This window comes from Bradyrhizobium sp. AZCC 1577 (genome assembly GCF_036924575.1).
In the GTDB taxonomy this organism is placed as follows: Bacteria; Pseudomonadota; Alphaproteobacteria; order Rhizobiales; family Xanthobacteraceae; genus Bradyrhizobium.
In genome coordinates this window covers 2,550,909-2,570,068 of record NZ_JAZHRQ010000001.1, presented here as the reverse complement: position 1 = coordinate 2,570,068, position 19,160 = coordinate 2,550,909, and the positions used below count along the sequence as shown (strand labels likewise).

The following is a 19,160-nucleotide window of genomic DNA, read 5'->3' as shown; positions in this document are numbered from 1 at the left end:
CAATCGGGGCCGTATAAGCGTATAAGGAGTTCAATTCGTTGCGCATTTCGTTGCGCGGCCAGAACATCGAAATTATAAGTCATTGAATAAATGGTCGGAGTGGCAGGATTCGAACCTGCGACCCCTGCGTCCCGAACGCAGTGCTCTACCGGGCTGAGCCACACTCCGACTTGGAACGCGGCTTATAGCCTTGGGTTTCGGCGACCGCAAGCAGCCGAATTAAGGAAATTAATCACAGTGAATGTTGGCCTGAAAACCCAGATTCTGCCTGCCGGCGAGGCCGCCGTGGCGGCTGCCGCGCGTGCACTTTCAGAAGGCGGGCTGGTGGCGTTCCCGACCGAGACGGTCTACGGCCTCGGCGCCGATGCCACCAATCCGGCCGCGATCGCCCGCCTCTACCAGGCCAAGGGCCGGCCCGCCTTCAACCCGCTGATCGCCCATGTCGGCGATCTCGCCGCCGCGCGGCAGATCGCCCGGTTTGATGCGGCTGCGACGGCGCTTGCCGAAGCGTTCTGGCCCGGCCCGCTGACGCTGGTGCTGCCGAAGACGGAAGGTTGCGCAGTCGCCGATCTCGCCATGGCCGGCCTCGATACGGTCGCGGTCCGCATTCCGGCCCACAGGATCGCGCGCGACATCCTGCGTGAGTTCGGCGGCCCGGTGGTGGCGCCATCCGCGAACATCTCGGGCCATGTCTCGCCTACCACGGCCCTTCATGTGCAGAGCGACCTCGCGGGGCGGATCGACCTGATCGTCGATGCCGGCGCGGTCGAGGTCGGCGTCGAATCGACCATCGTCGGCTGCCTTGACGCGCCGATGCTGCTGCGCCCCGGCGGCCTGCCCCGCGCCGAGATCGAGCGCGTGCTGGGCCGCGCGCTGGTGCAGCCGCCGGCGGACACCGAGAGCGAAAGCGGCCAGCCGCTGGCGCCGGGCATGCTGGCCTCGCACTACGCGCCGCGCGCGCGTGTCCGGCTCAATGCTGTTGCGCTCGAGCCGGGCGAAGCATTGCTCGCGTTTGGCCTCGGAGCAATTTCGGGAATTGACGCCGCCTCTCACGTGATGAATCTGTCGGAGCGCGGCGATCTCGACGAGGCCGCCGCCAATTTGTTCGGCCATCTTCGCGCGCTCGACAGCAAAGGCGCGCGCACCATCGCGGTGATGCCAATTCCCGACGAAGGATTGGGCGAAGCCATCAACGACCGGCTGCGCCGCGCAGCGGTGGGGCGGGAATGAAAGAGAAGAAAATGAATATCGTTCAGGGTTCCATGCCACCGCTTCCCGCCGAGCTGATCGCAAAGTTTCGCGCCATCGTCGGCGACAAATATGCGGTGACCGATGCCGCCGATATTGCGCCCTACGTCACCGAGGAACGCGACCTGTTCCACGGCCGCTCGCCGCTGGTGCTGCGACCGGGCTCGACGGCAGAAGTGTCCGCGATCTGCAAGCTTGCCAGCGAACACAAAATCGCGCTGGTGCCGCAGGGTGGCAACACCGGGCTGGTCGGCGGGCAGACCCCGCACAATGGCGAGGTCGTCGTCTCGCTGCGGCGGCTGGACAAAATTCGCGAGATCGATCCCGCCTCCAACACCATGACGTGCGAGGCCGGCGTGGTGCTGCAGATCGCCCAAGCTCGCGCGGCCGAAGTCGATCGCCTGTTCCCGCTCTCGCTCGGTGCGGAAGGAAGCTGCACCATCGGCGGCAATCTCTCCACCAATGCCGGCGGCACGGCGGCGCTGGCGTATGGCGTGGCGCGCGAGATGGCGCTCGGGCTGGAAGTCGTGCTGGCGGACGGCCGGATCCTGAACGGATTGTCCAAACTGAAAAAGGACAATACCGGCTACGATTTGCGCAACCTCTTCATCGGCGCCGAGGGCACGCTCGGCATCATCACCGCGGCGACGCTAAAGCTGTTTCCGAAGCCGCACGCGGTGGAGACCGCCTATATCGGCCTCCAATCGCCGGCGCAGGCATTGAAGCTGTTATCGATCGCGCAGAATGAGGCCGCCGGCAGCCTGACCAGCTTCGAATTGCTGGCCGACATCGCCGTCGATTTCAGCCTGCGTCACGGCATCGACATCCGCGATCCGCTCTCGACCAAGCACCCCTGGTACGTGCTGATGGAATTGTCGTCCTCGCGCGACGACGCGCGTGACGCGCTGGAAGCGATCCTCGCCAAAGGCATGGAGGAAGGCATCGTCGATGATGCCGTGATCGCGGTGAATCTCTCGCAGCGCGCCGCGTTCTGGAAACTGCGCGATGAAATGTCGGCCGCGCAGAAGCCGGAAGGTGGCTCGATCAAGCACGACATCTCGGTGCCGGTCGCGGCGGTGCCCGCCTTCATCGAGGAAGCCAACGCGGCCGTTGTAAAACTCATTCCGGGCTCGCGGCCGGTGCCGTTCGGCCATCTCGGAGACGGCAACATCCACTACAATGTCAGCCAGCCGATCGGCGGCAACACCGCCGATTTCATGTCGCGCTGGCATGAGGTCAACGAGGTGGTATTCGAAATCGTGCTGCGGATGGGCGGATCGATTTCCGCCGAGCACGGCATCGGCGTGCTCAAGCGCGACGAACTGCCCGACGTCAAGGACAAGGTCGCGATCGAACTGATGCGCGGCATCAAGTCGATGCTCGACCCGCTCGGCATCATGAACCCGGGCAAGGTGCTGTGACAGTATCAGCGACGAAGCCCGTGCCTGCGCTCGCCATCACCGACATCGCGGATGCCGACGTCGCGGCCGTGATCGCGCTGTGGCAGGCCTGCGGCCTGACGCGGCCCTGGAACGACCCCGCCAGCGATATCGCGCTCGCTCGCCGCGGACCGCACTCCACGGTGCTGATCGGCCGCGACGGTGGCGCAATCGTTGCCACCGCCATGGTCGGCCATGACGGCCATCGCGGCTGGGTGTATTACGTTGCCGCCGATCCCAAGCTCCGCGCGCGAGGCTATGGCCGCGCCATCATGAATGGAGCCGAGGACTGGCTGCGCGCAGCCGGCATTCCGAAACTGCAATTGATGGTTCGGCGCGAAAACTTGGACGTCGCCGCATTCTACGAGTCGATCGGCTACGAAGAAGCCCAGACCGTCGTGTTCGCCAAATGGCTCGATGGCCGCGCGCCGACGCGGTGAGCTGAAGGATTGCCATGAGCCTCGCAGATCGTGTCCGCGTCAAGAACGTCCGCGTGCTCTCCGACCGGCACTATCGGTTGGAGGAAGTCGAGTTCGATTATCGACGCGGCAACGGCGAATGGCAGACGATGAAGCGGGAGGTTTTCGACCGCGGTCACGCCGCCACTCTGTTGGCGTACAATGTCGCAAGCCGCACCGTCGTGCTGACGCGGCAGTTCCGCCTGCCGCCCTATCGGGCCGGTCACGACGATCTCATGATCGAGGCCGCCGCCGGCATGCTCGACGACGAGACTCCCGAAAATCGGATTCGTGCGGAGGTGGAGGAGGAAATCGGCTATCGACTACACGATGTGCGCAAGGTGTTCGAGGCCTTCATGAGCCCGGGCTCGGTCACCGAGAAGCTGCACTTCTTCGTCGCCGAATACGAAGCTGCGATGCGGGTCGGCGACGGCGGCGGATTGGCCGACGAAGGCGAGGACATCGAGGTGCTGGAATTGCCGATCGACCAGGCACTCGCGATGATATCGGACGGCCGCATCGTCGACGCCAAGACCATCATGCTGCTGCAATACGCAGCGCTGAGTATTTTTCGGTGATTAGCTCTATCGTTTCGTCGTCCCTGCGAACGCAGGGACCCATAACCCCAAATGTCCATTGTGAGTGGGAGCGTGGCCCCGGCGTTGTTCAACATTCAGATCAGTGGTTATGGGTCCCCGCGTTCGCGGGGACGACGGAGAGAGCATCACGCTCAAAACAACGAGCCCTGCCCGTCATCCTCCGGCACCGCCGAAGCCACCTTGCGCGGCGCAGTGCGCCTCGCAGGCTTCGGCTCCTCCGCTGCGCGCTGCTCGTCCGTGATCGGCAGCAGCAATTGCGCGTCGTCATTGACCACGCGATTGACGCGCGTCGAAATCTCGTGCCAAGCGAATTCGCCCTCAACAGGCCCGCGCAGCAGCGGCATGACATCTTCTGCGTCGTGGATGCGGCCATCGAGCCAGCGCTCGAATTCGTCGGGCGCGATCGTCACGGGCACGCGGTGATGCAGCGTGGCGAGATCGCGGCTCGCGGGCGCTGTGACGATGGCGACGCCGTCAGTCTCCTCCCCGTTCGGCCCCATCCAGGTCTCCGCCAGCGCAGCAAAGCCAACGGGACGGCCGTCGCGGCGATGGATGAAGAACGGCCGCTTGCGGCCGCCGGCGTCCTGCCATTCGTAGTAGCCGTCCGCCGGGATCAGACAGCGCCGCCGCTTGATGGCGTTTTTGAACGCGGGCTTGTCGAGCACCGTCTCCGAGCGCGCGTTGATCAGGAGCGAAAATTTACGGGGATCCTTCACCCAAGCCGGCACCAGGCCCCAGCGCATCAGCCGGAAATGGCGGCCGCCGTTTTCCAGAATCACCACCGGAATCGGTTGAGTCGGCGCGATATTATACCGCGGCGGGAAATTGGGCTGCTCGATATAGCCGAAGATTTGCCGAAGCGCCTCCGGCGGCGAGGTGATGACGAAGCGTCCGCACATTATCTGACCAACATAAGCTTCCGTTTAATGGGTGTTAACCCCAGATGTTAACAGTGCGATGGATGACCTCCATGGCCGCCACAGAAGTGCGATCCGATCCGCCGATGCCGCCACCGACGGGCCGGATAGACGAGGCCCGCGCGGAGCAGCTGCGCGCCGCCAATATCAATCCTCGCACCGGGCTCGCCACCGACTATTTGAATCATTTCAACGAAGCCGTCATGCTGCTCGAAATGGTTCCGGACATGCCGGAATGCGCCGAGGATTTTCTCACCTGGACGCCGCTGTCCTACGCCGAGCATTTCTGGGCCTCCAACTTCAAGGCCCGCGACCTCGCGATCGAGGCCTATGAATGCGCCGACCCCAAGGTCCGTGCCGATTTCGACAAGCTCACGGCGACCATGACCTCGATTCTGACCGCGGTGGGCAAGGCGATGCGCGAGGCCCAGCAGGATAAAACCCGCGCCACGCTGGCCGAGCAGGCCACCGCCTGGGTCAAGCCGCTGGTGGCGCTGGCCGGCGGTGTCATCAATGGCAATGCAGAGGCCGACTTCGACGCGGTGATGTCGAACTAGCCGCCTCGTCCCCGGCCCACCACATTAGACCTGCGTGGCCCGATCGGGCATGATCGCTTGCGCAGCGAGTTCCTTGGCTACCGGATCACCCCTTGACCTCCCCCATTCAGTCGGACCGCCCCCAGCTCGCCGTCAGCGGCGCGATCTTCCGCGACGGCAAGGTCCTCTTGGTCCGCCGCGCCCGCTCGCCGGGCAAGGGCTTTTACTCGCTCCCCGGCGGCCGGGTCGAATTCGGCGAATCCCTGCACACCGCGCTCCACCGTGAAGTGGACGAGGAGACGGGCTTGCGAATCGAGATTCTGAGCCTGGCCGGCTGGCGCGAGGTGCTGCCTCAGGCCAGCGGCGGCGGGCATTACCTGATCATGTCGTTCGCGGCGCGCTGGACGGCCAGGGAGCCGGTCCTGAACGACGAGCACGACGATTTCAAATGGCTGGCGCCAGACAGGCTCGGCGATCTCAAGGTGACCGGCGGCCTCCTGGAGGTCATCGAGGCCGCCCGGAAGCTGGTCTAGGCCGTCCTACCGGCGCCTCATGCCTTGCCTCGGGCGTATTGAGGGGGCATATCGGCCCTCAAATGTTCAAGCACGCCCTCGCCGCCCTCATTCTCGTTTCGGCATGCCATTTGGCCCCCGCACGCGCCCAGGACGCGGCTGCGCCGTTCGACGGCGACCTGCAGCGGCTGGCCGAGATTCTCGGCACCCTGCATTACCTCCGGGGCATTTGCGGTGCCAATGAAGGGGCGAAATGGCGCAACGAAATGCAGGCGCTGATCGATGCCGAAACCCCTTCCGGGGACCGCCGCGCTCGCATGATCGCCGGCTTCAACCGCGGCTATAACGGCTTTCAGCAGACCTACCGGACCTGCACGCCGGCAGCCTCGGTCGCGATCCGCAGATATATCGAGGAAGGCTCCAAAATCTCGCGCGATCTTACCGCGCGCTATGCGAACTAAGGCCATGGACACGATCTATTTCGATCTCGACGGAACGCTGACGGACCCCAAGCCCGGCATCACCCGCTCGATCCAGTATGCGCTGCAAAGGCTCGATCATCCCACCATCCCGACCGAGGACGAACTGACCTGGTGCATCGGCCCGCCGCTGCGCTCAAGCTTTGTGAAGTTGCTCGGCGATCACTCCGCAGACCGCGCGGTGACGCTCTATCGCGAGCGATTTTCCGACATCGGCCTCTACGAAAACGGCGTGTACGACGGCATCGACGAAGTGCTGACGGCACTCCGCGCGTCCGGCCACCGGCTGTTCGTCGCTACCAGCAAGGCGCACGTGTTCGCCGAGCGCATCATCGACCATTTCGGCTTGCGCAAGCACTTCGAACGCGTGTTCGGCGCCGAGCTCGACGGCACCCGCGCGGACAAGTCGCATCTGCTGGAATATGCGTTGAAAGAAGTCGCCGTCGATCCGTCCAAAACCCTGATGATCGGCGACCGCAGCCACGACATGGTCGGCGCAAAAAACAACGGCATGAAGGGCATCGGCGTGTTGTACGGCTACGGCAGCCGGGCCGAGCTGATCGAGGCCGGCGCCCACCATGTCTGCGCCACGCCCGGAGCGATCCTCGGTTGCATTCCTTGACGATGGGAACCTCATGGAACCGCCGCCTGAAATTCGAGCAGTGCCGTTAACCTTTCCTAAAGATGTGGCCTAGGCGGGCGCGCACCGCGTGCTACAGCTTGTCGCGTTAGGATGCGAACCGCCCTGGTTCGCGCGCAGATTTTCGTTGAGCTTCATGAGCCGCCCAGTCTCCTTCTCGACCGCCCACGACCCGCTTCCGGATCTCGAACAGAAGCAGACTGCCCTTAGCTACCTGAGCGAGGCCTGGGCCGAAGCGCGGCACGATGGCGTCGACGGCGATTGCCTGGCGCAGGCGAGCCTGTTCACGGCGCTCGCCGAACTGGTCTCGACCTATGGCGAGGACGCGGTGGCGAAATTCGCCGAAGGTCTTTCGGCCCGCGTGCGCAACGGCGAATTTTCGCTGACGCTGGCGAAGCAGTAGCGGCTGCATCGTCATTGCGAGGAGCGCAGCAACGAAGCAATCCATCCATCCGTTATGCCGCGCGATGGATTGCTTCGCTGCGCTCGCAATGACGGGAGAGATTCTGCCCTACGCCTTCAACGTCTCCAGGAACCGCACCGGTTCGCCGGTGGACGGCGTCGTTACCTCGCCCTGCCACATCACGCGCCTGCCGCGCACGAACGTGCCGACCGGCCAGCCGGTGACGCGGACGCCGTCATAGGGCGTCCAGCCGGCGCGCGAGGCCACCCATTTGTTGGTGATGGTCTCAGAGCGCTTGAGATCGACGATGGTGAAGTCGGCATCGTAGCCCGCCGCAATGCGGCCTTTGCAGGCGATGTTGTACAGCCGCGCGGGACCTGCGCTCGTGAGATCGACGAAACGCTGTAGCGACAGCCGGCCCGCGTTGACGTGATCGAGCATCAAGGGCACCAGCGTCTGCACGCCGGTCATGCCGGAGGGCGAAGCCGGATAGGTCTTCGCCTTTTCCTCCAGCGTATGCGGCGCGTGGTCGGAGCCGAGCACGTCGATGATACCCTGCTCGATACCATACCAGATTCCCTCGCGGTGATCGGCCGAGCGCACCGGCGGGTTCATCTGTGCAAGCGTGCCGAGCCGCTCGTAGCATTCCGGTGCGGCCATGGTGAGATGATGCGGCGTCGCCTCGCAGGACGCGACATCCTTGTGGTCGCGCAGATAGTCGATCTCCTGCTTGGTCGAGATGTGCAGCACGTGGATGCGCTTGCCGGTCTCGCGCGCAAGATTGACCAGCCGCTGGGTTGCCATCAGCGCTGCAGTCTCGTCACGCCATACCGGATGCGAGCGCGGGTCGCCCTCGATGCGGAGCGACTTGCGGTCGTTGAGGCGATATTCGTCCTCGGCGTGAAAGGCGGCGCGGCGGCGGATTACCTGGAAGATGCGCCGCAGGCTTTCGTCGTCCTCGACCAACAGCGCGCCGGTGGAAGAGCCGATGAACACCTTTACGCCGGCACAACCGGGCGCGCGTTCCAGCTCCGGCAGATGGTTCACGTTCTCGCGGGTGCCGCCGATGAAGAAGGCAAAGTCGCAATGCATGCGGTGACGGCCGGCGTTGATCTTGGCGGTGAACGCCTCCTCGGTGACCGTGAGCGGATTGGTGTTCGGCATCTCGAACACCGCGGTGACGCCGCCCATCACGGCGCTGCGCGAGCCGGTCTCGAGGTCTTCCTTGTGCGTCAGCCCCGGCTCGCGGAAATGCACCTGCGTGTCGATCACGCCGGGCAGGACGTGCAGGCCCTTGCAGTCAATGGTCTCGCCGGCGGAGGCCTGTCCGAGCCCCCCGATCGCAGCGATCCGGCCATTGGAGATGCCGATGTCGCAGATGCCCTCACCGTCCTGATTGACCACGGTGCCGGATTTTAGAATGGTATCAAATCGCTGATTCATCGCTGCTTCATGGTCCTCTGGCGCTCGCTTTAAGGCCTTGTTGACAGCACCTTAGCGCCTTACGTTCTCATGTGATATCCGGCTCCTGCGTTTTCCCGGGAACTTGAAAGCTCACTGCAAGCCGCACTGCAAAAGAGGCCGTTTTACTAATGAAAGCAGCGTTTCTTCCGGACCGGGGCGTGGTCAAGGTCAGCGGCGAGGATGCCCGCAACTTCCTCAACGGCCTCGTCACCACAGACGTCACGCCGCTGCAGCCCGGTCTCGGCCGGTTCGGCGCGCTGCTGACGCCGCAGGGAAAAATCACGGCGGACTTCCTCATTACCGAAGCCCCTGCAGGTCACGGCGGCGCCTTCCTGATCGATGCGCCCCGCGTGCTGGCGCAGAACCTCGCTGACAAACTCGGCTTCTACAAGCTGCGCGCCAAAGTCGCCGTGGAGAACATCTCCGACAGCATGGGCGTGCTGGCCGCCTGGGACGGCGAGCCTTCGACGAAGCCTGATCTGGCCTTTGCCGATCCGCGGCATGAAGCTCTCGGCTGGCGCATTCTTGTCCCTGAAGATCTCAAGCAAAAGGTGGCCGAGCTGATCGGCGCCGACCTGGTGGACAGCGAGGACTACGAGGCGCATCGCATCGCCTTGGGCGTGCCGCGCGGCGGGCTCGACTTCACGTACAGCGACGCATTCCCGCACGAGACGAATATGGACCGCCTGCACGGCGTCGATTTCGACAAGGGCTGCTATGTCGGCCAGGAAGTGGTGTCGCGCATGCAGCATCGCGGCACCGCGCGCACGCGGATCGTGCGCGTCACGCTCGAAGACTTTTCGCCGGAAACCGGCGTCGCCGTTCTCGGTGGCGACAAGCAGGTCGGCACCATGGGATCGACCGCCGGCGGCCACGGCCTCGCACTGGTCCGGATCGACCGCGTTGCGGATGCGCTCGATGCAGGACTTTCGCTGACCGCCGGCGGCCTTGCGATCCGGCTGACCGATCCGAACGACGTCCGCGTCCCACCGAAGCAGACCGTCGCATGAGCAAATCTGCGCGCCTGCACGCCGACGGCAAGACGCGGTGCCCGTGGCCCGGCGAAGACCCGTTCTACATGGCCTATCACGACACAGAATGGGGTGTGCCTGAGTATGACGACCGGGCGCTGTACGAAAAGCTGATCCTCGACGGTTTTCAGGCCGGCCTGTCGTGGATCACGATTTTGCGCAAGCGCGAAAACTTCCGCAAAGCGTTCGACGATTTCCAGCCGGAAAAGATCGCGCGCTACAACGCCAAGAAAATCCACGCGCTGCTGAACGACGCCGGCATCGTTCGCAACCGCGCCAAGATCGAAGGCGCCGTCAACAGCGCCAAGGCCTATTTGAAGATCATGGAAGAAGGCGCGGGCTTCTCCAAATTCATGTGGGACTTCGTCGACGGCAAGCCCATCGTCAACCAGTTCAAGACCACGGCCAGCGTACCGGCCTCGACACCGGTCTCGGTCAAGATCTCAAAGGAACTCGGCGCACGCGGCTTCAAATTCGTCGGCCCAACCATCGTCTACGCCTTCATGCAGGCTACCGGCATGGTCAACGACCATCTTGTCACGTGCTTCTGCCACGAGGCCTGCAGCGGCAAACTGCGCAAGCCCCGGCTCAAGGCCAAATGACGGCGCGAAGATCGTCCGGCGTCGCCACGCGCGCCTGGCAGCGGATGCTGTCGGGGCGACGGCTCGATCTGCTCGATCCCTCCCCGCTCGATATCGAAATCGCCGACATCGCCCATGGCCTGGCGCGCGTGGCGCGCTGGAACGGGCAGACCAGCGGCGCGCACATCTTCTCGGTGGCGCAGCACACGCTATTGGTCGAAGCCGTGATGCGTGAGCAGATGCCGCGCGTCGACGCCCGCTTCCGCCTCGCGGCGATGCTGCACGACGCACCGGAATATGTCATCGGCGACATGATCTCGCCGTTCAAGGCAGTGCTCGGCGGCGATTACAAGGCGGTTGAGAAGCGCCTGCTGGCCGCGATCCATGTTCGCTTCGGCCTGCCGCCAAGTCTCGCCGATGAAATCACGAGCGCCATCAAAGCGGCCGACCGCGGTGCGGCCTATCTCGAAGCCACCCATCTGGCGGGATTTTCGGTAAGTGAAGCGAAGCGCCTGTTCGGCAGGGATCCCGGCCTCCCCGAGGCCACCGTGCGGGACTACCTGACGCCGTGGACTGCGGCCCGGGCCGAGAAGCAATTTTTGGCGCGATTCGAGCTATTGCTTGGTTGAATGGGGGCCGTTGTAGGGTGGGCGCCCACCATTATTGCCCCGGAACCAAGATGGTGGGCACGGCGCAAGGGCGCCTTTGCCCACCCTACGACACCGGTTATATTGCTGACCAAAGACTACCCAGGGAACGCCATGCTTCACGTCTGCTCGCTTGCCGCACTTCCCGACACCGTCAGGACGACCGGCGCCAGCCACATTCTCACCGTGATGGCCAATGTCGATCAGGTGCAGCGCCCGGCCTCGGTGCTCGAGGCCAACCATCTGAAAATCTCGATGGACGACATCATCGAGGAGATGGACGGCTTTGTCGCGCCGGCGGATCATCATATCGAAAGGGTGCTGAATTTCGTTCGAAGCTGGGACCGCAGCGCGCCGATGGTGGTGCATTGCTATGCCGGCATCAGCCGCTCGACGGCGAGCGCGTTTGCCGCCGCCTGCGCCCTCAATCCGCATCGCGCCGAGATCGAGATCGCCCGGCAAATTCGCGCCCGCTCCCCGATCGCGTCGCCGAACCGGTTGATCGTCAGCCTCGCCGACAAGGCGTTGGGCCGTGAGGGGCGAATGCTGCGCGCGCTGGACGAAATGGGTCCGGGCAGCATGATGGTCGAAGGCCGGCCATTCCGACTAGATCTGGAATGACGTGGCGTTCCCCGGATGCGCCAAATGACGCCCGGATCGGCGTGAACTTTTAGCGGACAAAAGCACACACAGGATTGCAACCTGGCTGCCGACATGGCCGGTTAACGCTCTGACGCGCCCGCCTGGAGGCCCGATGTTCGACGACCCCTTCGTTTTCTTTTCGCTTGCGATCGCGATCGTCGCCCTGATCTTGGCGCGGAAGGCCATGAATCAGGTGGCGGAGTTACGCCAGCGCCTGGAGGCGATGCAGGCCACGCCGGCGGCCGCTGCTGCAGCCGTGCCTCCGCCCCTCACGCCATTCGAAGCCTTCGAGCAAAGCCTGCCGCCAGCTCCGAGCGGGGCCACACCGACGCCTCCGCCGATCGTTCCCGAGGCGGAATCCATCGCGTCCGCCGCCAGCCCTGAGGCGGCTGGGCAAGCCGCCGGCGGGGCACCGCCGCCGCCTCCATTGCCGCCGGCCGATCGCGGTTTCGAGGAAACCGTCGGCACGCGCTGGGTGGTGTGGATCGGCGGTCTGACGCTGGCGCTCGGCGGATTCTTCATGGTGCGCTATTCGATCGAAGCCGGTTTGCTCGGCCCTGGCGTGCGCACCATCCTCGGCGGCCTGTTCGCTCTGGCCTTGCTGCTTGCGGGCGAATGGACGCGGCGCAAGGAAAGCATTTCCACGATCGACGCGCTACCGATCGCCAATATCCCGGCCATCCTGACCGCCGCCGGAACGGCGGTGGCATTTGCCACGGTTTACGCAGCCTATGCGCTGTACGGCTTCCTGGTGCCGGCGACCGCGTTCATCCTGCTCGGTCTGGTAGCGCTGGGCACGCTGGCCGCGGCGCTGCTGCATGGCCCGGCGCTGGCCGGCCTCGGCGTGGTCGGCGCCTTTGTGACGCCGGTCCTGGTCTCGTCCGACAAACCGGACTTCTGGGCGCTCTACATCTATCTCGCAATCGTCACTGCGGCAGCCTTCGGTCTGGCGCGCATCAGGCTGTGGCGCTGGCTCGCGGTCACCACGATCGCGTTTGCCCTGCTATGGACATTCCCCTGCCTGCAATGCGGCCCGTCGATGATCGGCCCGCATGCGTTCCACGTGCTCGCCGGATTCATTCTCGCCGCGCTACTCGTGGTGTGCGGCTTCATGTTCGGCCCGCCCGCGGACGAAGGCCAGGTTGAGCCGATCTCGTCCGGCTCGCTTGCGGCCTATCTGCTCGGCGCGACCTTGATCGTGCTGAACGGTTTTCATGCCGACGCCGCGATGATCGTATTCGGGCTGCTGGTGGCCGGCAGCATCGCGGTTGCCTGGCGCAGCGATGCCGCCGCGGGTGCCGTCGGCGCCGCTGCTGCGTTGGTCTTCGTCGTGTTCGCCGAATGGGCCATTCGGGCCAATCCCGACATGCTGGTGCTGCCCGGCGGGCCGCTGCAAGGCATCGGGCCGACCGCCACGGACGGATCAGTGTCGCTGCATCTGATCTCGGCCGCGATCTTCGCGGCGGGCTTTGGCGTGGCGGGATTTTTCGCGCAGGGCCGCTTCGCGGGGCCGGTGATACCGGTGATCTGGTCGGCCGCGGCGGTGTTCACGCCGCTGGCGCTGTTGGTCGCACTCTACGCCCGCATTGCGCATCTCGACCGCTCGATTCCGTTTGCGATTCTCGCGGTAATGCTCGCCGCGGCCTATGCCGCTGCGACCGAGATACTCAGCAGGCGCGAGGATCGTCCGGGACTACAAGCCTCGATCGCGCTGTTTGCGACCGGCACCCTCGCAGCGTTGGCGCTGGCGCTGACCTTTGCGCTGGAAAAAGGCTGGCTGACGATCGCCCTGGCGCTGATGTCGGCAGGCACCGCCTGGATATCCACGCAGCGGCCGATTCCGTTCCTGCGTGCCCTCGCTGCCATCCTCGCCGGCATCGTCGTGCTGCGCATCGGCTACGAGCCGCGCATCGTCGGCCAGGCCGTCGGTACCACGCCGATCTTCAACTGGCTGTTGTGGGGCTATGGCATTCCGGCGGCATCATTCTGGGCCGGCAGCATCTTCCTGCGCCGCGGCGGCGATGACGCACCACTGCGCACGGTGGAATCGGCGGCGATCCTGTTCACGGTGCTGCTGGCGTTCATGGAAATCCGCCATGCCGTGAACAATGGCGACGTCTACCATGCGAGCGCCGACCTCACCGAAGTCGCGCTGCAGGTCTGCGTTACGCTCGCGATGGCGATCGGGCTGGAGCGGCTGCGCATCCGCACCGGCAGCATCATTCACAATGCCGGCGCGATCCTGCTGACGGCGTTTGCCGGCCTCGCGACGGTGTTCGGGCTGTTGCTGCTGGAGAACCCGATGCTGCGATGGATCGATGTCGGCGGCATTGTCATCAACCTTTTGCTGCTCGGCTATGCCCTGCCCGCGGTGCTCGCGCTGCTATTGTCCTATGCCGTCGCGGGTCGGCGGCCGGTCGCCTATGGCAACACGATCGCGGCGGCAGCGCTCGTTCTCGCGCTTGCCTATGTGACGTTCGAGATCAGGCGAATCTATCACGGTCCGGCGATTGCGGCCGGCCCGACCAGCGGCGCCGAGCAATATACCTATTCGATCGCATATCTCGCCTTCGGCGTCGTCTTGCTCGGCATCGGTATTCTCTCCAACTCGCAGCGCGCGCGGCTGGCGTCCGCGGTGGTCATCGGACTGACGATCCTGAAAGCATTCCTGATCGACATGTCGGCACTGACCGGCGTCTATCGCGCGCTGTCCTTCATGTGCCTCGGCCTGGTGCTGGTGGCGATCGGGTGGCTGTACCAGCGGATCCTGTTCCGCAGGCAAGCGGCAGCGCCGGCCGCGCCGACGGGAAGCTAGTGTGCCGAGTCATAAGTCCGCAATCGTAGATTCGCAGTAGATTCGTGTCGCTGTGCCAAGAGTGGAGACAAACAGGGATGGAGTCTCCAATGGCGGTCCAGCGGCTTGCCCCCCTGATATTGAGCGATGAAGAGCGTGCCGAACTGAAGTCGCTGACGATGCGGCGGAAGACGGCGCAGGCGCTGGCTCTGAGAGCCCGGATCGTGCTGACCTGCGCGGAAGGTGGTCAGAACAAGGAAGTGGCGGCCCAGCTGGGCCTGGACCGGCAGACGGTAGGCAAGTGGCGGCGGCGTTTTGTGGAGCTGCGGGTGGCCGGGTTGCATGATGAGCCGCGCTCTGGAGCGCCGCGCACGATCGACGATGCTCGCATCGAAGCTGTGATCGTGCAGACGCTGGAGAACTGCCCGGAGAACGCCACCCACTGGAGTTCCCGCGGCATGGCGAAGGCCAGCGGCCTGTCGGTATCGACGGTGCAACGCATCTGGCGGGCCTTCGGGCTCCAGCCGCACCGGATGGAGACGTTCAAGCTCTCGACCGATCCGAACTTCGTGGCCAAGGTGCGCGATGTCGTAGGCCTCTACGTCTCGCCGCCGGAGCATGCCATCGTTCTGTGTGTGGATGAGAAGTCCCAAATCCAGGCGCTGGACCGCAGTCAGCCGATGCTGCCGATGCGTCCCGGCCAGCCGGCCCGAAGGAGCCATGACTACAGAAGGCACGGCACCACATCGCTGTTTGCTGCCCTCGACATCGCGACCGGACAGGTCATCGGCAGGTGCTATGGACGCCATCGCGCTGCCGAGTTCCGCAAGTTCCTCGACGAGATCGAGGCCGCCGTGCCGCGTGAACTCGATGTCCATCTCGTCATGGACAATTACGCCTCGCACAAGACCCCACTGATCCGCAGATGGCTGGTCAAAAGGCCACGTTGGCACGTGCACCTGACCCCGACCGGTTCGTCATGGCTCAACCAGGTCGAGCGCTTCTTCGCGCTCCTCACCGACAAGAAGATCAGGCGCGGCATCTATCGCAGCGTAGCCGCCCTCAGGGCGGACATCGCCTCGTTCATCGACAAACACAACGCCGATCCCAAACCGTTCCGATGGACCAAATCCGCCGATGACATCCTTGCTTCCATCGAGCGCTTCTGCCGATACAATGCTCCGGCAAAACACGACACGATATTGCGAACTTCTGGTTCAGGACACTAGAGGATGATCCTCTAACCGACGGATTCGGCGACGAGGCGAATCCTGAACACGGGCTTTTTGGCTTCGTCCAAAAGCTCCATCTGCCATTCGGCGTTCTGCTTCAGGCTGCGCGAAAGGCTGCCGAGAAGGTTACCGCAGACCTCGGTCATCTCGGCCCAGGCGGCCTCGCGGCTTTCGAATTCGGATCCCTGATCGGACGCGCCTGCGTAGCGACCGTGGCTAATCCGAAAAAAATACAGCGGCATGATTGATCTCATGTGTTGGGCCGCCTCCCGGCCTTCTCTGTCGGCCACTTGGAACGAGATTCGCTACCAGGACATGAATGCGCCAGCCCGTATGACTACGGGTTCCCGTTGGCTGACAATGTGGGATTTGGCGGCGGCCGCAGGCGAAGTTTACGATCAATCAGTCGAGCGGCGCAGCTCCGGGGCGCTCTCGGCCTTTGCGGGTTCGGGCTTCGCCTGCTCCACCTTCGGCTCGGATTTCACCGGCTCGAGTTTGGCGCTCTCGACCGCAGGCGTCTCGACCCGCGTCGTTACTTCGGCCCGTGCATCGACCGGCACACGCGACGGCTCCTCCCGACGATGCAGCGAGCGCGGTCGCGCCACGGAGCGCGCCATCAGCATCTGCGAGGCGCCCTGATGGCGGAAATCGCAATAGGCAAAGCCCATGCCCGAGACCGAGCCGCGGAACGAGCGATCATCACGCTTGTCGAGATTGAAGCACGGCTCGAACGGCAGTCCCTTGATCGAAGCGCAGACGGCCTGGCCGCGAATCTGCAGCGTGTTGCCGGGCAGGCGCACATGACGGATCGGGCCCGAGCCGCTGAATTGGACGGAGCCGGCTGCGCCGAGATCGTCAAGGATGCGTCCAGCGCCGCGAGTGCCGTCAAAGCAGGTAAAGGCGAAAACCTTACCGCTCACGAACCTGCGGGCCTCGTCGGCATTCATCATCCCGGCCAGCGCGGGAACGATCATCGCACTGGCCGTGACGGCCCCCAGAACCAAACGCGCAAGCATGCAGCTACTCCAACTTAACAAGAGCGCGGGCGCCCGCCTTTACCCGCTGCTTACCATACCAACCACCATGGCAACATTGGAGCAGGTTGGTTGGTAAAGTCTGAACACCGTTAGGGGATTTTTACCACGATTCGACCGCGGACCTTCCCTGCGAGGATTTCGGCGCCCGCGCCGATCACCTGGTCCAAACCGATTTCGTGAGTAATATCAGCTAGTTTTCCCTTATCCAGATCGCTGGCAAGGCGATTCCAGGCAAGCTTGCGCTGCTCGATCGGGCACATCACCGAGTCGATGCCGAGAAGGCACACTCCACGCAAAATAAACGGTGCGACCGAGGACGGCAAATCCATACCGGCGGCAAGGCCGCAGGCGGCAATGGCTCCGCCATATTTGGTCATCGACAGCAGGTTGGCGAGCGTGGTCGATCCGACGCTGTCGACGCCACCCGCCCAGCGCTCTTTTGCCAGCGGCTTGGCGGGACCTGCGAGCTCGGCCCGATCGATCACTTCGGCGGCGCCGAGGCCCTTCAGGTAGTCGGCCTCCGACATCCGCCCCGTGGACGCGATGACGTGATAGCCGAGTTTCGAGAGCACGGCTGACGCGACCGAGCCGACGCCGCCGGCGGCGCCGGTCACCACGATGGGACCGCTCTTCGGCGTCAATCCGTGTTTCTCCAGCGCCAGCACCGACAGCATCGCGGTGTAGCCGGCAGTGCCGATCGCCATCGCCTCACGCGTGGAGATGCCATCGGGCAGCCGCACCAGCCAGTCGCCCTTGACGCGCGCCTTTTCGGCATAGGCGCCAAGATGAGTCTCGCCCATGCCCCAGCCGTTGCAGACGACCTTGTCGCCGGTCTTCCACGCCGGATGCGAAGATTGTTCGACGGTGCCTGCGAAGTCGATGCCGGCGATCATCGGGAAACGCCGCACGACGGGAGCCTTGCCGGTGACGGCTAGACCATCCTTGTAGTTCAGCGTCGACCACTCGACGGCGACGGTGACGTCGCCTTCCATCAGCTCGGCTTCGTCGAACTGCGTCAGCGCGGCGGTGGTGCCTTTATCGGCCTTGTCGATCCTGATGGCCTTGAACGTACCCATGGCAAACTCCCCGGACTTTTCTGTGTCGGGAGTGTTTACCGCATCAGGCGGGTTGTGCAACCGGGCGCGCGACCGGCTGCTCGACGATCGGCAGGTTGATCAGCGCCGACAGCACACCGAACAGGATCGAGAGCCACCAGATCGGGGTGTAGGAGCCGAACTGCTCGAACACGATGCCGCCGAGCCAGACGCCGAGGAAACCGCCGACCTGATGGCTGACGAAGGCAAAGCCGTACAGCGTTGCGAACCACTTTGTGCCGAACATCAGCGCCACCAGCGCCGAGGTCGGCGGCACCGTCGAGAGCCAGGTCAGGCCGCTGATGGCACCGAACGCGATTGCCGAGAAGGTGGTGATCGGAAACGAGATGAAGGCGATGATCGAGAGCGCCCGCGTGAAATAGATCAGCGACAGGATATAGCGCTTCGGAAAATAGTTCTGTATCCAACCGACGCTGAGCGAGCCGATGATGTTGAACAGGCCGATCGCCGCAATCACCCAGCCGCCGGTGGATGCAGGAATGCCGCGATCGACGAGATAGGCCGGCAGATGTACGGTGATGAAGGCGAGCTGGAAGCCGCAAGTGAAGAAGCCGAGCACCAGCAGCACGTAGGAGCGATGACCGAACGCTTCCGCCAGCGCGGTCTTGAAGGATTGCTGCTCGGCGGGCGGCGCATCGGCCGCTGTTGCGGCCGGTGGCGTTGCCAGCGCCAGCGACAGCGGCACGATAAGGAGCATCAATGCCGCAAATACAATGAGCGCTGCTTGCCAGCCGAACTGATCGATCACGGCCACGCCGAAGGGAGCGAACAGGAACTGACCGAACGAACCAGCAGCCGTGCCGGCGCCGAGCGCGAAACCGCGCCGTTCCGGCGGCAACAGCTTGCTGAACGCTGACAGCACCAGGTTGAACGACGAGCCTGACAAGCCGAAGCCGATCAAGACACCGGCACTAAGATTGAGCGACAGCGGCGTCGACGAATAGCGCATCAATAGAAGACCGGCGGCATAAAGAAGCGCGCCGATGACAATGACGCGCAGGATGCCGAAGCGATCGGCGATGGCGCCTGCGATCGGCTGCCCTAGCCCCCACAGCAGGTTCTGCAATGCCAGCGCGAGGCCGAACACGTCGCGGCCCCAGGCAAATTCAGCGCTCATCGGTTGAACGAAAAAGCCGAGGCTGGAGCGCGGCCCGAAACTCAACAGCGCAATGATGCAGCCGCAGATCATGATCACCAGCGGCGTGCGCCAGGTGCCGAGGCCGGAGGATGGACGAAGGTCGGTCGTTACAGCCATTTGCTTCCCCCTGGACCAATCGGCGCCCGGGACGGCCCGAGCGAAACGTTACGGTGAGTTAATGCAGGTGCATGAAAACCCCAAGAGGGAGGGAGAGAAAAATTTTCCGCTGCAGGGCAGCTCTGCAAAAT

At 64.1% G+C, this 19,160-nt stretch carries 21 protein-coding genes and 1 tRNA gene; 15 read left to right on the top strand and 7 right to left on the bottom strand.

From position 1 onward, the window contains the following. Positions 1–91 precede the first annotated feature (91 nt). Positions 92–168: transfer RNA gene (locus tag V1278_RS12065), tRNA-Pro, on the bottom strand. A 69-nt stretch (positions 169–237) separates the two neighbouring features. On the opposite strand from V1278_RS12065, the gene V1278_RS12060 reads away from it, so the two are divergent. From V1278_RS12060 to V1278_RS12045, 4 genes are read left to right on the top strand one after another with little or no spacing between them, the layout of a single operon-like run. After that, complete coding sequence (locus V1278_RS12060) at positions 238–1,230, top strand: L-threonylcarbamoyladenylate synthase (protein ID WP_334380846.1); 993 nt, start codon at positions 238–240, stop codon at positions 1,228–1,230. An 11-nt stretch (positions 1,231–1,241) separates the two neighbouring features. Continuing rightward, positions 1,242–2,669 (top strand): FAD-binding oxidoreductase, encoded by a 1,428-nt coding sequence (locus V1278_RS12055; protein WP_334380845.1) that lies wholly within the window; start codon positions 1,242–1,244, stop codon positions 2,667–2,669. A gap of 20 nt (positions 2,670–2,689) precedes the next feature. After that, complete coding sequence (locus V1278_RS12050) at positions 2,690–3,127, top strand: GNAT family acetyltransferase (protein WP_334384158.1); 438 nt, start codon at positions 2,690–2,692, stop codon at positions 3,125–3,127. 14 nt (positions 3,128–3,141) lie between these two features. Continuing rightward, positions 3,142–3,723: an NUDIX domain-containing protein gene (locus V1278_RS12045; protein WP_334380844.1), complete on the top strand. Its 582-nt coding sequence runs from the start codon at positions 3,142–3,144 to the stop codon at positions 3,721–3,723. A 152-nt stretch (positions 3,724–3,875) separates the two neighbouring features. On the opposite strand, the gene V1278_RS12040 is transcribed toward V1278_RS12045, so the two are convergent. Further along, complete coding sequence (locus V1278_RS12040) at positions 3,876–4,643, bottom strand: SOS response-associated peptidase (protein WP_334380843.1); 768 nt, start codon at positions 4,641–4,643, stop codon at positions 3,876–3,878. A gap of 62 nt (positions 4,644–4,705) precedes the next feature. Between V1278_RS12040 and V1278_RS12035 the strand changes: the two genes are divergently transcribed. From V1278_RS12035 to V1278_RS12015, 5 genes are all read left to right on the top strand, one after another. After that, positions 4,706–5,218: a hypothetical protein gene (locus V1278_RS12035; RefSeq protein ID WP_442893665.1), complete on the top strand. Its 513-nt coding sequence runs from the start codon at positions 4,706–4,708 to the stop codon at positions 5,216–5,218. Positions 5,219–5,310: 92 nt separating this feature from the next. Beyond that, a complete protein-coding gene (locus V1278_RS12030; protein WP_334380841.1) occupies positions 5,311–5,730 on the top strand; it encodes an NUDIX hydrolase in 420 nt (139 codons plus the stop codon). Between the two features lie 62 nt (positions 5,731–5,792). Next, entirely contained in the window at positions 5,793–6,170 is a 378-nt protein-coding gene (locus V1278_RS12025; RefSeq protein ID WP_028346913.1) for a TIGR02301 family protein, read from the top strand. A 4-nt stretch (positions 6,171–6,174) separates the two neighbouring features. Next, entirely contained in the window at positions 6,175–6,810 is a 636-nt protein-coding gene (locus tag V1278_RS12020; RefSeq protein ID WP_334368992.1) for an HAD family hydrolase, read from the top strand. A gap of 154 nt (positions 6,811–6,964) precedes the next feature. Further along, the gene (locus V1278_RS12015; protein WP_334364416.1) at positions 6,965–7,231 is read left to right on the top strand and encodes a hypothetical protein; all 267 of its coding nucleotides are present in this window, start codon (positions 6,965–6,967) and stop codon (positions 7,229–7,231) included. 108 nt (positions 7,232–7,339) lie between these two features. Here the strand turns inward: V1278_RS12015 and V1278_RS12010 are convergent, their stop codons facing one another. Then, positions 7,340–8,674 carry a dihydroorotase gene (locus V1278_RS12010; protein ID WP_334364417.1) on the bottom strand — a complete coding sequence of 445 codons (1,335 nt, stop codon included), beginning with the start codon at positions 8,672–8,674 and terminating at the stop codon, positions 7,340–7,342. Between the two features lie 149 nt (positions 8,675–8,823). Between V1278_RS12010 and ygfZ the strand changes: the two genes are divergently transcribed. The 6 genes from ygfZ (at position 8,824) to V1278_RS11980 (ending at position 15,619) form a co-directional block, all read left to right on the top strand. Continuing rightward, on the top strand, positions 8,824–9,705 hold the full coding sequence (gene ygfZ / locus V1278_RS12005) for a CAF17-like 4Fe-4S cluster assembly/insertion protein YgfZ (protein WP_334364418.1): 882 nt from the start codon (positions 8,824–8,826) through the stop codon (positions 9,703–9,705). Beyond that, complete coding sequence (locus tag V1278_RS12000) at positions 9,702–10,328, top strand: DNA-3-methyladenine glycosylase I (protein WP_334380840.1); 627 nt, start codon at positions 9,702–9,704, stop codon at positions 10,326–10,328. Before ygfZ ends, V1278_RS12000 begins: the two co-directional genes overlap by 4 nt. Beyond that, the gene (locus V1278_RS11995) at positions 10,325–10,936 is read left to right on the top strand and encodes an HD family hydrolase (protein WP_334364419.1); all 612 of its coding nucleotides are present in this window, start codon (positions 10,325–10,327) and stop codon (positions 10,934–10,936) included. Before V1278_RS12000 ends, V1278_RS11995 begins: the two co-directional genes overlap by 4 nt. 132 nt (positions 10,937–11,068) lie before the next feature. Next, on the top strand, positions 11,069–11,575 hold the full coding sequence (locus V1278_RS11990) for a tyrosine phosphatase family protein (RefSeq protein WP_334380839.1): 507 nt from the start codon (positions 11,069–11,071) through the stop codon (positions 11,573–11,575). A gap of 133 nt (positions 11,576–11,708) precedes the next feature. Then, on the top strand, positions 11,709–14,411 hold the full coding sequence (locus V1278_RS11985) for a DUF2339 domain-containing protein (protein ID WP_334380837.1): 2,703 nt from the start codon (positions 11,709–11,711) through the stop codon (positions 14,409–14,411). A gap of 89 nt (positions 14,412–14,500) precedes the next feature. After that, positions 14,501–15,619 (top strand): IS630 family transposase, encoded by a 1,119-nt coding sequence (locus V1278_RS11980; protein WP_334380836.1) that lies wholly within the window; start codon positions 14,501–14,503, stop codon positions 15,617–15,619. Positions 15,620–15,630: 11 nt separating this feature from the next. On the opposite strand, the gene V1278_RS11975 is transcribed toward V1278_RS11980, so the two are convergent. The 4 genes from V1278_RS11975 to V1278_RS11960 all read right to left on the bottom strand — a co-directional run bounded on the left by V1278_RS11975 (position 15,631) and on the right by V1278_RS11960 (position 19,029). Beyond that, positions 15,631–15,864 carry a DUF6894 family protein gene (locus tag V1278_RS11975; protein ID WP_334364422.1) on the bottom strand — a complete coding sequence of 78 codons (234 nt, stop codon included), beginning with the start codon at positions 15,862–15,864 and terminating at the stop codon, positions 15,631–15,633. Positions 15,865–16,020: 156 nt separating this feature from the next. After that, a complete protein-coding gene (locus tag V1278_RS11970) occupies positions 16,021–16,638 on the bottom strand; it encodes a hypothetical protein (protein ID WP_334364423.1) in 618 nt (205 codons plus the stop codon). A gap of 110 nt (positions 16,639–16,748) precedes the next feature. Continuing rightward, the gene (acuI, locus tag V1278_RS11965; RefSeq protein ID WP_334364424.1) at positions 16,749–17,735 is read right to left on the bottom strand and encodes an acrylyl-CoA reductase (NADPH); all 987 of its coding nucleotides are present in this window, start codon (positions 17,733–17,735) and stop codon (positions 16,749–16,751) included. A gap of 43 nt (positions 17,736–17,778) precedes the next feature. Further along, positions 17,779–19,029 (bottom strand): MFS transporter, encoded by a 1,251-nt coding sequence (locus V1278_RS11960; RefSeq protein WP_334364425.1) that lies wholly within the window; start codon positions 19,027–19,029, stop codon positions 17,779–17,781. Between the last annotated feature and the right edge of the window lie 131 nt (positions 19,030–19,160).